Source organism: Paenibacillus sp. 01L418 (genome assembly GCF_056400045.1).
In genome coordinates this window covers 17,522-32,313 of sequence record NZ_JBFTSN010000017.1, presented here as the reverse complement: position 1 = coordinate 32,313, position 14,792 = coordinate 17,522, and the positions used below count along the sequence as shown (strand labels likewise).

Sequence of the window (14,792 nt, the reverse complement as noted above, 5' to 3'; positions counted from 1 at the left end):
TAGTGTGCGTTGTCACCAGTTTTGTCATATGACAAGTTTATTTATAGAAGGCAATATGACCTTTCAGGGTTAGGGTCGAGGCTTTATTTGCATGTGCTTCCTGAGTTAGGGAATATTAAAGATCGATTAAGCATGTGCAAATATGACCTATAACAAATGAAGGAGAAGTGTTATGAATTACAGGAATATCACCGTTGCCGGCAGCGGCGTATTAGGAAGCCAAATCGCGTACCAAACTGCTTTCAAAGGGTTTAATGTATCTGTATATGACATTAACGATGAGGCTCTAGAGCGTGCCAAAGAAAGAATTGTAAATTTGAAGCCGCGGTATCAAGAAGATCTTGGGGCTACGAGTGAAGCGGTAAATGCAGCTTATGACCGTATCTCGTTCAGCTCTGATTTATCACAAGCTGTTGCAGATGCTGATCTTGTCATTGAAGCCATTCCTGAGGTCGTACAAATGAAAATTGATTTTTACAAGAAGTTGGGAGAGGCAGCTCCTGCCAAAACGATTTTTGCAACAAACTCTTCAACTTTATTGCCAAGCATATTTGCGCATGCAACAGCTCGTCCGGAAAAGTTTCTAGCGCTGCATTTTGCAAATGAGATTTGGAAAAACAATACGGCGGAAATCATGAGGCATCCGGGAACAGATATGAAGGTATTCGATGAAGTTATTGCGTTTGCGAAAGCCATCGGAATGGTTGCTTTGCCTTTACATAAAGAACAGCCAGGTTATATTTTGAATTCTTTATTAGTTCCTCTATTGGAAGCTGCGCAGCTGCTCCTAGTCAAAGAAGTTGCTGATGTAGAAACGATTGATAAAACATGGATGGTAGCCACAGGAGCGCCACTAGGCCCGTTTGCCATCTTGGACGTTGTAGGCATCAATACCGCTTACAATATCGGACTTGCAAAAGCGCAGGCTACAGGTGATCAAAATTTTGAGAAAGTGGCTGCGCTATTGAAGTCAGAGTACGTAGATAAAGGAAAGCTTGGAAGAGCCACCGGAGAAGGATTTTATAAATACCCGAATCCTAATTTCATTAAACCGGATTTTTTGAAAAGTTAGTTCTTTATCGTTGCAAAAGAAAAGGAGCTGTCCCAAGTAGATTTATCTACGATTGGAGTAGCTCCTATTTTTTTATGAAGCTTAGGCAGAATGATTTCCTCCCCTTAGCATATTTACAGCTTACGAACCTAGCAGGTCTTATTTTAACCATTTGTAGTGGATTAAAATTGTAACGAACCCCAGAATCGTTATTTCGAGAAAAGCAGCTCATAACACGTTACAAAGCATGCAATAACGTTAATAAGATTCGTTAAAATGGAACAGAAGCCGTTTTCTGCATAATAAGCATCATACAGTTCGTTAGAGAAATGGCCTTGGGATGTTATGAGCTAAATTAAAAAGACCCCGGCAGACGCTGCCGAGGTCAACTATATAAATAAATTGCGCACAAAGAAGGACTATGTTAATATTAATGAACCACTGAATAGTTTTTGTAAAGTTCACAGATTTATTACATCTTATCTACACTCTTATCTTATCACATGGATTTACAGTTTGTCAAATGTTCTTTTTCTTCTCCAGACCAAACTAACAAGGAGCGTGTTCAGGAGGATGATGAATGCAAAAGATTGGCAGCAAGAGCAGGAACGGTTGGATATGGTTACGAAACTGCTGCAAACAAGTATCGCTGAGCTAGAGCCTGAAGTGGATCAGCTTCGCGATCAGGCGGCGGACATCCGCAAACGATTTTGGGAAGAGGTTACGGTCGATACGAGCACAGACGAAGATTTTGAAGAGACCTTCTTAACGATTAAGCAGCAGTCTGCGGTGTTGTCCGAACGGGAACGAAGCCACGCGCAGCTGAAGAGGCAGTGGAAGAGTATGAACCGCTTGCTGCCTTCTCCCTATTTTGGGCGTATCGACTTTCATGAGGATGGTCTTGAATCCAAGGAGCAAGTGTATATCGGCGTATCGTCCTTCGTCGATGCAGATGGTATGAGCTTCCTAGTGTATGACTGGCGTACACCTATAGCGAGTGTATACTACGACTATTCGCCAGGGGCGGTCGCTTTTGAAACACCCGGAGGGCATGTCGCTGGGAAGATGGAACTGAAAAGGCAATACCAGATTCGAGGCGGGCAGATTCAGAATTTGTTCGACTCGAGCTTAACTATAGGTGACGAACTGCTTCAGCAGGTGCTTGGCAAAGGCGCAGATGCACAGATGAAAAGTATCGTTGCAACTATTCAAAAGGAGCAAAATGAGATTATTCGCAATGATAATAGCCGAATGCTCATTGTGCAAGGAGCCGCGGGAAGCGGGAAAACCTCTGCGGCACTGCAGCGTGTGGCGTACTTGCTGTACAAACACCGCGAGAGGCTGAAAGCGGACCAAATCGTGCTTTTCTCGCCCAATCCGATGTTTAACAGCTATGTCTCTACCGTTCTTCCCGAGCTTGGCGAGGAAAATATGCAGCAGACGACCTTTCAGGAATATCTGGAATATTGGCTTGGACGGACATTTCGTCTGGAGGACCCGTTCGATCAGCTCGAATATGTGCTGACGGAAGAATCCGATCCGGGGTACGAGGCGAGAATGAAGGGGATTCAATATAAGTCGTCGGAAGTTTTCCTTCAAGCTCTCCGAAACTATGCCTTATGGCTCGGCCAGAAAGGCATGCGATTTCAGGCGATTCAGTTCCGAGATCGTGAACTAATTACCGCGGAGCAAATGAAATCGCAATTTTACAGCTACGACCCCTCCATCCGCTTGGTCAATCGTGTCGTTTTACTGCAGGAGTGGATAATGCGTGAGCTGGTCATGCTGGAGCGTAAGGAGCGGGACGAAAGCTGGGTGGAGGAGGAACTTAACTACCTCGATAATGATCAATATGCGGCAGCCTATCAGTTTTTGCGTAAAGACAAAGGGATCTTCGAGTTTGCAGAGCAATATGTCGAAGCCTATAACATCATGAACAATAAACACCAGCAAGAGGACGATGTATTTGATTTTGCCCAGCAGGAGGAAGAGCTGCTGCGCCGAATGGTTGTGAAAGAAAACTTTAAACCACTGAGGCAAAATGTGAGACGGTTGTTATTTATAGATATGGTTGGTATTTATGATCAGTTGTTTAGTGATAATAACGCCTATCAGGAAATGACGAATGAAACCGTAGTGCCTAGTGATTGGACAGAAATATGCAAGCAAACGAAAGAGAAGCTGAGCAAGCTCGAATTGTTTTATGAGGATGCGACACCATACTTGTATTTAAAAGAACTCATTGAGGGTATTCGGACCAATACGGAGGTTCGGCATGTATTTGTTGATGAGGGCCAGGATTACTCGATGTTTCAGTATGAATTTCTCAAAAAGCTGTTTCCCCGTGCTCAAATGACGGTGCTCGGTGATTTCGACCAGGCGATCTTTACGCAGGCGACGAACTTGCACGAGATGGATTCGCCGCTTATACGGCTTTATGGCGAAGGAGAAACGAGACGCTTCTTTCTAGTTCGCAGTTATCGCTCCACCCGAGAAATTGTTGGATTTACGAGGTTGTTGCTGCCATACGGGGAGGCGATCGTGCCCTTCGAAAGAGGTGGCAAGAAGCCGCTTCTCTTTAAGGCGGATAGCAGTGAGAAAAGAGTGGAAAGAATCGCGGCAGATCTTGCTGCCCTTCAAGCTGAAGGCTTCGAATCTATCGCCGTCATTACGAAGACAGCGACCGAGAGCTGTGATGCCTACGAAGCGTTGACAGACGTGGGCTGTCAGACGCTTCGGCTCATTACGAAGAAGACGCCTACCTTCGAGAATGGAGTGCATGTCATTCCTGCGTATCTTGCCAAGGGAGTGGAATTCGATGCCGTACTGATCTACGATGCTTCTTCGCAGACCTATCATCGGGAAAGCGAACGCAAGCTTTTCTATACGGCATGTACACGTGCGATGCACCAGCTTATCCTCTACACGACAGGAGATTGGACACCTTATATTCAAGCCGTGGATCGTTTCTTGTATGATTTGGAGCAATAAGAAATTGATGCACGTTTATTAGATAATTATTTATGGTCCGATCGCTACTTTTGGGAAATAAGCTTGAGATATAAAAATTTTGAAATCATTAGGCTTATGTTCCATTTTTCGCGATTTAATATTTAAAATCAAAGGAATTACTTTGGTTTTGTCGAAATAGGTTGGATTATGATGACAAAAAGAAAAGCGGTCCTTGTTACAGGGTCATTCTTTATCACCTTATTGCTAATTCGAATCATCTGGGCTTTTCTTCAGGCGTCACCAGAGCACCCTCGTGCGGTTCGGGGCGAGTTGGATTTGCGCGGCTTCGACTTCACCAAGGATCGCACGGTTACAGTAGACGGAGATTGGGAGTTCTATCCCGGCAAGTTTGTGATGCAAAGCGAGTCGAACACAATCTCATCCGAAGAGGGAAGAATGTTCATTCATGTTCCCGGAACGTGGAACCTGTCTTTATCCGAGAACAACTCGCCATACGGCTATGGCTCCTATCGTCTGCGCGTCAAGGTCAACCCGGATAATGATCTAACCTATGGCATTCGCGTTTCGAACGTGCGTACTTCGTCTGAACTATATGTGAATGATCGTTTTTTGGCGAGAGAGGGGCAGCCGGCAAAGATCAAACAGCAGTATACAGCCCGAAGCATGCCTTATACCGCTACTTTCAAGGCCGATACAGGCGAAATCGATATTGTCATACAAGTTGCGAATTATGACAACAGTATACGAGGCGGTGTGGTAGGATCAATCAAGTTAGGCAGTGAACTTGCGGTGGACAAAGAAGTAGGGTTTTCCATCAACATGCAGTTAGTCGTATGTGTCGTTCTGATGATTCAGGCCTTGTATACGCTTATTCTGTATGTGATCGGCACCCGACAAAAAGCTTTGATCTACTTCTTTATGCTTGTTGTTAGTGCCGTTGTCATGACACTGCTCGACGATGATAAGCTTTTGCTAGTTTGGCTGCCGGCCATCAACTATGAGTGGTCCATTAAACTCGTTCTTCTGTCCTTTATTGGAGTAGGAGCCTTCCTACTGCAGTTTGCCAAAAGTCTCTTGCCAGAGCATGCGGAAAACAGAGTGTTCCGCTGGTTCCCCTTGCTTTGTTTGATTGCCACACTGCTGATTGTGTTTTTGCCAGCCAGGTACGCACTGAGCGCATTAGCTGTATACTACACCATAGATTTGCTCGCTTGCTTGTACTGTCTGATGTTCTCGCTGCGTACGGCCCTGAAGAGCGATAAGAACGCCATTTATTTGGTTGTTGGTCTAACCTCTGTTTTGACTAATATTATTGGAGGGTACCTCAAGAGTCTGCTAGATATGGGCTATTATCCGATCGACCTGATCGTTGCGTTCCTCGCTTTTGCGTCTTTCTGGTTCAAACGTTATTCCGATACTTTCGCCCAAACGGCGAAGCTCGCCGAGAAGCTTCAGAAAGCGGACAAGCTGAAAGACGATTTCCTGGCCAACACATCCCATGAATTGCGGAATCCGCTGCATGGCATCCTTAACATCGCCCAAACCGTTCTGGATAACGGTATTAGAGATCAGGACGACAAAAACAAAGAGAACATGAAGCTGCTTATTTCCGTAGGCAAGCGAATGTCATACATGCTTAACGATCTGCTGGACATGACGCGGCTTCAGGAGAATGGCATCCGCTTGCATATAGGGAGTGTCCACGTTCAGGGAGTCGCCTCCGGTGTAACCGATATGCTTCGTTTTATGACGGAAGGCAAGTCGATTCGCATCGTCAGCGACATTCCCGACAACTTTCCTAGTGTCATGGCCGATGAAAACCGGCTTACACAAATTTTGTTCAACCTGCTTCACAATGCGGTGAAATATACTGATCAAGGACATATTATAATAAAGGGCGAGGTCAAGGACGGTAAGGCGAGCATTGTCGTCGCCGACACCGGCATCGGGATAGATCTAGAGACACAGCAAAGGATGTTTGCTCCCTACGAGCAGGGGGACCCTGGCATAACGGCAATTGGAGGCGGGCTCGGGCTCGGGTTAAGTATATGCAAGCAGTTGGTGGAGTTGCACGGAAGCACGTTGGAGGTTAACTCCATTCCGGGCCATGGTTCGGTATTCAGCTTTACCTTGCAGTTATCCGATTCATCCATCCGACATTACGAGAAGGCTATGATTGCTCCGGTATCGGGTGTTTATGCAGAAGCGGTGGTTTCCGCTTCCTTTGGACTTCGCGGTGACATTTCCAAACTGGAATCGGCGACCGGTTCAGACCGGCCAAACATTCTGGTCATAGACGACGATGCTGTCAATTTAAGTATATTGAGCAACCTCCTTACTTCGGAAAAGTATAAAGTCGTCACGGCTGCAAACGGGCGTGACGCACTTGCCATACTGAATACGAGAGAATGGGATTTGATCATTACCGACATCATGATGCCACGCATGTCCGGATACGAATTGTCCCGTATCATTCGTGAGCGCTTTTCCGTCACGGAGCTACCCATTCTGCTCTTGACCGCCCGCAGTCGACCGGAAGATATAGATACCGGATTCCTGTCGGGAGCCAACGATTACTTGAGGAAACCGGTAGATGCGCTGGAACTGAAATCCAGGGTACGGGCATTGACTGAATTGAGGCAATCGGTGCGCGAAAGACTGCGCATGGAAGCGGCTTGGCTTCAGGCGCAAATTCAACCGCATTTTCTGTTCAATACGCTTAATTCGATAGCCGCACTCAGCGAAATCGATAATGAGAAAATGAGAGCGTTGCTTGAAGAATTCGGCCATTACTTGCGGGCAAGCTTTGACTTTCGGAATTTGGAACGACTCGTTCCGCTTGAGAATGAGCTTGGTCTTGTCCGCTCATATCTGTATATCGAAAAGGAACGTTTTGAGGACAGAATAAACATTCGCTGGGATGTGGATGCAAGAATTCATTTGCAAGTTCCACCGCTCTGCATCCAACCTCTTGTCGAGAACGCAATACGACACGGCCTGCTAAGCCGTGTTGAAGGCGGAGAAATTCATATCCGAATTACCGCAAAAGAACATGAGGCGGAAATTTCGGTCACAGATAATGGTATAGGGATGGATGAGGAAACTGTACGGCGCGTCTTGGACAGCCGCTTGGACGTAAAGGCGGGAATCGGCTTGTACAATACGGATCGGCGATTGAAACAACTATACGGCAAGGGATTGCAAATCCGGAGTGTTCCGAATCAAGGCACTATTGTCAGTTTTGTCGTGTCAAAATGAGGGAAGAGAAGAGCATTAATTAAGATCTTAAGATTCTAGTGGATTAATTCTCTCTGCGATTCGTTCACCGAAAGATGGCAATGTGAACGTAAGACGGATTGACGGCAGGAACCGTTAATAGCGAGTATGACGCATGCCGAATTTACGGCATTAATCGTAAGATTGCTCAAAGCGGCCATTCTGATTAATAAGTAAAAAAGAACAGCTCTATGCCGATACATTGATGGACTGGATGGACAAGCAGTTGGTGGTGTATGACAACATTCTTGATTCGGAACTGTCTTTTCCTGAAAAAACTAAAGAAATCATGCTGTTGGAGGCCAAAAATTCAAACATGTTAGCGGATGAATTTCCAAAGGCCCCATCCTCTGAGTTGAGTGGATTGATGCAAATGATGGAGAGCTATAGCGAGCAGAAGGTCGTGCACTTTTTTGAGAAGTTTGTCGCGCTTGGCAAGCAAGAGGGTTATATCCATAAAGGCCAAACAGAAGAGATGTCGATGCGTTACTTCACTATGTTTAAGAATGAAATTGGTCGTCATTGGGAGTCATCGAATCAAGAACACATAACTAGGAGTATGGATCAATTGATGGAGTTGTTCTTTTATGGGTTAGTGGGACAGGTGCAGAAGCAGAAACATGCCAAGGAGCAAAATGGATCTACCTTTTAAAGAGCCCATAAAGCTGGACCTTATCACACAAATCGAGTGAAAACGATAGTTCGCATGATTCATGTTTACAAAGAGAGGGCCGTCCTGCAAAGGAAGGCCTTTTTCTCTCCTTCTCATAATGTCATATGTATTTTATTGTTTTGACCTTTACCTGTAACCTTTCCATAGATAGTAGGCACTTCTATATCATACGGAAGAAAGGAGCGGGAGCATGCTTCAGTATATTGAAGACGCAAAACAAGGGGATCGGCAAGCTTTTGAATCTATTGTCCGGCACTATACAGCAATGGCAAACGCGGTTGCGTACGAGAAGCTGCACGATTTTCAACTAGCGGAAGATGCAGTGCAAGAAGCATTCACTGAAGCCTTTCTGCATTTAAATAAACTGCGAGTAGGAGAAGCATTTCCGGGATGGTTCAAAGCTATTGTGATACGGCAATGTTATCGTATGACGCGTAGAAAGCATCATCCCATCGTGCCTTACGAGGAAGTAGCGCAATCGGCAGAGGCTCAAATTAGTGTCTCTGATATTATTGAGAAAAGAGAGCTGCAGCAGTCCGTTCATGATTCTATAGCTTTATTAACACCGAAAATGAGAATTGCGGTTCAATTGTTTTATATTCAAGGGTATTCTCTTCAAGAAATTTCGAGCTTTGTGGGCACTTCGGTTCCGATATTAAAGAAACGGCTCTTTGATGCTCGTCGTAAATTGAAGGGTGCTCTGCCAGTAGCCGATTTGATCTCCGTATATAATCATTTGTATGTAGGAGGAAAAGGTGTGCTTCATATTGTAAACGGAGATTCAGTAGCAGAGAAGCTGCGGCAAGGCATCGTGCAGGGTGAGATTTTAGTATGGCGGGAAGTGTACCCTCATGGTCCTGTATTTTTAGATTCTGCTGCAGTAGACCATCGTTCTAGACGATCACAATATTTGGAACAAACAATGGGAATCCCTCGCTCTGAGTTTGTTCAGGGTAGTGAAGCGCAGGAGAAAGTGTTGGCTGATTTTCATAAATATGAGGAGATTGTGCTTTGGTTTGAGCATGATTTGTTCGATCAGACGATGCTGTGCTATTTGCTCCATTCGTTCTCAGGGCAGCCTTTGCTGAAAACAAAGCTGAGCTTATTGTGCATCGGGGAATATCCAGGAATTGAACTGTTTCGCGGGTTGGGACAGCTTTCTCGGGAGCAAATGGAGACGTTATCGGGAACTTGGAAATTGATTGGGGCAGAGGAGCTGGACTTAGGCAGAGCGTTTTGGCAAGCCTATACGTCACAGAATCCACAACAGTTGCAGCAATTGTTAAGTCAAGATACGTCCGTGCTGCCATTTGCGCATGATGCCTTCCAATTTCATTTATCACGGTTCCCGTCTACCCACAATGGGCTTGGTATCGTAGAGCAGATAACGCTTGCGATGATCCAGGGGGGAATAAACAGTCCGTATGAATTATTTCAGCATGTTGGAAACAAACTCAACGCCTTGGGTATGGGTGATCTGCAATACTGGCATATTTTAAAGGAAATGTCTCGAGATCCGTATCCATTAATACAAATCGGCGGATTACAGACGATCCCTTCTTATCTCGATTCATCGATATCATTCCGCGATTGTATCGTTACGTTAACCGAATTCGGAAAAAAGGTGTTGGATGGAAAAGAGGACTGGATTGCGAATAAAGGAATAGATGAGTGGTATGGCGGAGTGCATTTGCAGGGATATTTTCCGCGGTGGCGCTGGAATACAATCGAACAAAAGATCATTGAGATAGGCGCAGAAACGTGACCTTATTTAAAAGATAAAGTTTATGCTTAAAGGTGGGGTGGGGAGATGGACAATCGCATCTTAGAAAGAGGCCTATCGATCATATCGCAGTGCAAGGGTCGAACGGGTGATATATGGGAGGCGCATTTTGGGGCGGCAGCAATCGCAAGCTATTTTTTCGTAAAAGAAAACCTGATGCCAGCCGAGACGTCAGCTCGAATTGCAGCAGAATCAGGCGTGATGCTTCGCAGTCGAGCATACGAGCATATCGCTCGCAGCAGAGGAGAGCTGGATGCCGAAATAGCCGAAAAACAAATTCTAGCAGCTCTACTGCCTACAATGGATGGGCTCCACTGGGTCGGACACAATGTTATCTATGCAGCTATCAGTTTGATGGCGATCAGAGAACTTGACGGTTGGGGGCATGCGGATGATATTGAAGGCATTACGAGCTTGATTGCATCTTTTAATAAAACCATTCCCGGAAGGTCATGGCTAGGGTATTCGGCATCGGACGTGAAGCGGCTTGAAGTAGCAGAGAGCGATCGGTTTCCTGCTATTCAAAATGCAGAGCAGCTATCCGAATTTATCATAAATGAACTTTCGTCTTTTCAAACCATTTACAGATCAGAGGCTCACCATGATCTAATTGGACATATGCTAACTTTTTCGCAAGCATTAACAATTTTGCATGAGCTTGGTCATGTCGAATATTTTCTGAAAGGCATTTCCTCTCTTCAAAAGCTGGTTAAAGTTCTTCGTACCAGTCATCACATAAATCCGGAGCAGCCGCCAAAATTGTTCTCTTCAGTAGACCGTTGGCCTCTTACACTGGCATGTCGATCAGAGTGGCTGCCTATTGAAGATGAATATTGGCTGCAAGGCTTTCAACATACGGATTGGGATTTTGGTCACACATTTAAATTCCCGTACAGCTTTTATAATCATATTAACCGGCTCGACACACCTAACCTTCAAGCAGTGGAAAACTTCCGATACATTATCGGGTAATCACGAGCGCATTAGCGACCGTTGCGATTCCGATGCATTACAGTACGAAGGCGTTAGGGATTTTAGGAAGATCTGTTTTCGCCAAGGCGGATATGTTCATTAAGGCTGTAGGACAGCGAACGACAGAAGTGAATACATTAGAAGTTACAAAGGAAAACGTGTCCCAATTTGCCGGCGTCGTCACGATGCAGTATGAATAATAGAAGAGAAACTCTATGTTATTAAGGGTTAGAGTGTAAAAAAAAATGGCTCCGCGAGATGATCATGTCATCTGCGGAGCCTCTTTTAGCTTGATTTATGTGCAAAGAGTCTGGCTCTAGCCCGCTGCCCAAACGTCTAATTCAATTTTTAATTCGGGCAAACCTAATCCTTTAATATAAGCAACCGTCATGGAGGGAGGCGTTTGGCCAAACACTTTATCCCAAATGGAATAGAAATGATCCCAATCTATTTCTTCCGTAGCCCAAATGTTGATTTTAATGACATGATCAGGAGTTAATTGTTGGGAAGAGAGGATATCAACAATATTACTCATTGTATTGGTTACTTGTTGATTAAAATCGGTAGGAATATTGTTGTTCTGATCAATGCCAATTTGGCCGGAAAACACGTACATCTCCGCATTTCTGCTTATTTTCGTTACATGACTATAGCTGCCAACCGGCTTCGCTATATTTTCCGGATTATATCTATGAACAACATGATTATTTAAATTCATCGTTTGTAACGTCTCCTTATAAATGGAAAATAAATAACTATGAATAGGTTATCTATTTCACTGTATTTTAACTTTTTATGATTGTAGACAGAGCTATCCCGTCTTGATCAATTTTAGAAAAAAACAGCAGTAGAATACCCGATTCCAACAGATAATGATTTAATCGATCTCTTCTTCATCAAGTATCCCTCCTTCATTTATAAGTAAAATAACTTACTGTAGAATAATAACATTGTTGAAGTGAAAAGAATAGCAAGGTTGTTGCATGATCACCAATGAGGTAAAAACTGTTGACTTTGCTTTTTTAGAAGCTGTGCTTGTATATTGTTAGTATATCTTTTATTTTTTAAAGGATTTTATAGGGAACATGCATGGGTTCGTGAAAACTAGAAATGTAGAAAGAGAATAAATACTTTTCTATCGAACCAGCCATATGTGTGGAATAGACAACCGGGAGGAAACAAAATGAGTACACAGAGTCTGGGAGTTCCATTAGAAGGTTTTGCTGAATTTAGTCGAACCGTAGCTGCAGAAGGCGCGGTACTGTTAAAAAATGAAGGACAGGTGCTTCCGCTTCGAGATGGCGAAAACGTTGCTGTTTTTGGCAGAACCCAAGTGAATTACTACCGCAGCGGTACAGGATCAGGCGGGAGCGTCCATGTTTCTTATACAACGAATTTATTAGATGGTCTTCGCGGTAAAAAGAACCTGACAGTCAATGAAGAGCTTGCGGCTGTCTACGAAATGTGGATTGAGCAAAATCCATTCGATAATGGCGGCGGCGGCTGGGCTGCTGAGCCGTGGCACCAGAAGGAAATGCCGTTAACTGATGAACTAGTGTCGAGCGCAAGAGCTAAATCGAGCAAGGCGATCATTGTGATCGGACGTACAGCGGGAGAAGATCAGGATAATGCCGATGCACCGGGAAGCTATCAGCTGACCTCGGACGAAAAAGCGATGCTGAAGCAGGTAACCGCCTACTTCGAGCAAACCATTGTAGTGCTGAATGTATCGAACATTATTGATATGAGCTGGATGAACGATGAAAGTTATGTCCACCCCATTTCAAGTGCGATCTACTCTTGGCAGGGCGGCATGGAAGGCGGCAACGCCATTGCCGATGTTCTGGCCGGAGAAGTGACTCCGAGCGGTAAATTGACGGATACCATTGCTTATTCCATCGATGATTATCCATCCACTCGAAACTACGGCAATGAATTTAAAAACTTTTATCAAGAAGATATCTATGTAGGCTATCGTTATTTTGAAACATTTTGCCCAGAGAAGGTTCAATATGAATTTGGATACGGGATTTCGTATACCTCATTTAAAGTCGATGCTGAGCAAGCAATATTGACCACTAAAGATGGGAAAAAATACGTTGAAATTGACGTAACGGTTGCCAATTCAGGAGCTGACTACGCGGGTAAAGAGGTCGTGCAGGTTTATTATGAAGCACCGCAAGGGAAATTGGGACAACCGGCTAAAACTTTGGCTGCATTCGGCAAAACCAAAGTGCTTCAAGCAGGTGAATCAGAGCGCCTTACAGTGAGTTTTCCTGTAGATACAATGGCATCTTATGATGACGCTGGTGTGACAGGGCATGCTTCCGCTTATGTTCTAGAAGCGGGAACGTATCGCTTTTATGTAGGAACAAGCGTTAAAAACCTTATTGCAATAAGCGTACAAGGTAAAGACGGTTACGTTGTGGAAGCTCTTGAGGTCGTAGAGCAGCTGCAAGAGGCGCTTGCACCAATAGAGGGCTTTAGCAGAATGAAGCCGGGCGCTCGGAAGGAAGACGGTTCATATGAGCTGATTACGGAAGAAGTACCCACTCGCAGCGTTTCCTTAGCAGAACGAATTGAGAAGAATCTTCCTGCAACACTTAAGCAAACTGGAAACAAAGGATTTAAATTAAGAGATGTTTATGAGCAGAAGGTTGGCATGGAAGCCTTTATCGCTCAGCTTAGCGATCAAGATTTGGCTGCCATTGTCAGAGGAGAGGGCATGAGCAGCCCGCTTGTTACGCCGGGTACAGCTTCGGCTTTTGGCGGAGTAAGCGACAGCTTATTTAATTACGGAATTCCGGTTGCTTGTACAGCAGATGGCCCGTCAGGTATTCGCATGGATAGTGGCCAGAAAGCGACCCAGGTTGCTATTGGCACTTTACTTGCGGCAACTTGGAATGCTGAGCTGGTCGAAGAGCTCTACGTTATGGAAGGGCAAGAATTGTTAAGCAACAACGTGGATGCTCTGCTTGGGCCTGGCCTCAATATTCGCCGCAGCCCGCTGAATGGCCGCAACTTTGAATATTTCTCAGAAGATCCGCTCATTTCCGGCGTATTTGCAGCAGCATGTACTCGAGGAATTATGAAAGGCGGCTCTAATGCTACGCTAAAGCATTTTGCCTGCAACAACCAAGAAAAGCATCGCAGTAAAGTAGACGCTATCGTATCAGAGCGAGCTCTTCGTGAAATTTATTTGAAAGGCTTTGAAATTGCGGTAAAAGAGGGCGGCGCGAATTCAATTATGACCTCCTATAATCCAATTAACGGACATTGGGCGGCTTCTAATTATGATATGAACACTACCGTGCTTCGCGGCGAATGGGGCTTTAAAGGTATTGTCATGACTGACTGGTGGGCCATCATGAACGATGTCGTCAATGGAGGAGCAGCGGATCGTAAATATACGAACTGGATGGTTCGTGCACAAAATGATCTGTATATGGTTGTTCCTAACTATGGCGCGGAAATCAATGGGTGGGATGACAATACGATTGAATCGCTGGAGAATGGAACGTTAACAAGGGGCGAGCTTCAACGCTCTGCGATGAACATATGTGAGTTCATTATGCATGCTCCTGTATTCTCGAGAAAACAAGTCATTGAAGAGAAGGTCGATACATTCAAAGCGAATGCATCTCTATCTTCGGAGCAAGCACAAGCACTTTCCGAAAATGCACAAGTTAAACCGGCAGCAGCAGGATCAAGCTTTATGAAAGTGGATCAAGCTGGCCAATACCGGATTATTGTCAGCATTATGTCTCCTGAGCCTGAACTGGCTCAAAGTGCTTGCAACGTGACGCTGAACGATCAATTGATGACGACTATTCAGACGAATGGGACGGAAGGCAAATGGATCAAGCAGAAGCTTGTGAAAGTCGAGCTGGAAGCAGGTTTTTATGAACTGAAGCTAGAATTCATCAAACCAGGCTTGCAAATTGAATGGATCGAATTTAAAAAAGTGTAATGCAGAATAGCTGTGTGTCATACTTACCAGAAAGAACGAGGGCACCCGCAAGGGTGCCTTTATTTTTGAATGCTTATGAATTCGGTATAGTAAT

The 14,792-nt window shown here is 44.8% G+C and carries 7 protein-coding genes and 1 pseudogene; 7 read left to right on the top strand and 1 reads right to left on the bottom strand.

Features of this window, described 5'->3' with window-relative positions:
- The first annotated feature begins 172 nt into the window (after window positions 1-172).
- The 6 genes and pseudogenes from AC1DSE_RS04305 (at window position 173) to AC1DSE_RS04280 (ending at window position 10,728) form a co-directional block, all read left to right on the top strand.
- Complete coding sequence (locus AC1DSE_RS04305) at window positions 173-1,072, top strand: 3-hydroxyacyl-CoA dehydrogenase (RefSeq protein WP_477509578.1); 900 nt, start codon at window positions 173-175, stop codon at window positions 1,070-1,072.
- A 555-nt stretch (window positions 1,073-1,627) separates the two neighbouring features.
- Window positions 1,628-4,042 (top strand): RNA polymerase recycling motor HelD, encoded by a 2,415-nt coding sequence (gene helD / locus AC1DSE_RS04300; RefSeq protein WP_477509603.1) that lies wholly within the window; start codon window positions 1,628-1,630, stop codon window positions 4,040-4,042.
- A 168-nt stretch (window positions 4,043-4,210) separates the two neighbouring features.
- Entirely contained in the window at window positions 4,211-7,282 is a 3,072-nt protein-coding gene (locus AC1DSE_RS04295) for an ATP-binding protein (RefSeq protein WP_477509577.1), read from the top strand.
- Between the two features lie 196 nt (window positions 7,283-7,478).
- Window positions 7,479-7,952, top strand: a pseudogene (locus AC1DSE_RS04290) (TetR/AcrR family transcriptional regulator); the annotation flags it as partial.
- Window positions 7,953-8,163: 211 nt separating this feature from the next.
- Entirely contained in the window at window positions 8,164-9,738 is a 1,575-nt protein-coding gene (locus AC1DSE_RS04285; protein WP_441878243.1) for a sigma-70 family RNA polymerase sigma factor, read from the top strand.
- Between the two features lie 45 nt (window positions 9,739-9,783).
- Window positions 9,784-10,728 (top strand): hypothetical protein, encoded by a 945-nt coding sequence (locus AC1DSE_RS04280; protein WP_477509576.1) that lies wholly within the window; start codon window positions 9,784-9,786, stop codon window positions 10,726-10,728.
- Window positions 10,729-11,044: 316 nt separating this feature from the next.
- Here the strand turns inward: AC1DSE_RS04280 and AC1DSE_RS04275 are convergent, their stop codons facing one another.
- The gene (locus AC1DSE_RS04275) at window positions 11,045-11,446 is read right to left on the bottom strand and encodes a RidA family protein (protein WP_441878249.1); all 402 of its coding nucleotides are present in this window, start codon (window positions 11,444-11,446) and stop codon (window positions 11,045-11,047) included.
- Window positions 11,447-11,911: 465 nt separating this feature from the next.
- Between AC1DSE_RS04275 and AC1DSE_RS04270 the strand changes: the two genes are divergently transcribed.
- Window positions 11,912-14,698, top strand: coding sequence for a glycoside hydrolase family 3 C-terminal domain-containing protein (locus AC1DSE_RS04270; protein WP_477527432.1), 2,787 nt, complete (start codon window positions 11,912-11,914; stop codon window positions 14,696-14,698).
- Window positions 14,699-14,792: the final 94 nt, after the last annotated feature.